A 416-nucleotide genomic window follows, 5' to 3' on the forward strand; every position below is an offset into this window, starting at 1 on the left:
ATGGTTCTCATCGATATTATAGCTTTGACCCGGATAACCGCTGAAATGCGGCATTGTTTCACCATCATAATTTGGTGTTGCCACTTCCAGCTGATCAATCATCAGCGCGGCAATCTTATCATTCTCATCAAATAACGTAGTTACAAATACATCATTAAAGCTGTAAACCTGTACTTCCTGATCATCCTTGCCCGGACCTACACGGCCTGAGTTAGCGACACCAAAGCCTAATCCCTTCGCGCCTTCAATCGTTAAAGGACGGCGGTTCTCATAAGCCTTTTTGATTGCTTTTAAGATATCGCCATGACCATCCTGCAGACTCATCGTCGCAGAAGATGTCACATCGGCAAGCATATCCTTTTCTTCCTGACTTAACGCTTCATATTTCTTTATGTCTTCATCCTTGGAAGCGTTGG

General features: G+C 44.0%; 1 protein-coding gene. It reads right to left on the reverse strand.

Going from position 1 to position 416, the window contains the following annotated elements; genetic code table 11:
- A partial coding sequence (locus DAHG_RS21315) for a hypothetical protein (protein ID WP_261797484.1) occupies positions 1 to 416 on the reverse strand: 416 nt, incomplete at both ends.

The sequence above is a fragment of the Dielma fastidiosa genome (assembly GCF_000313565.1).
Taxonomy (GTDB): Bacteria; Bacillota_I; Bacilli_A; order Erysipelotrichales; family Erysipelotrichaceae; genus Dielma; species Dielma fastidiosa.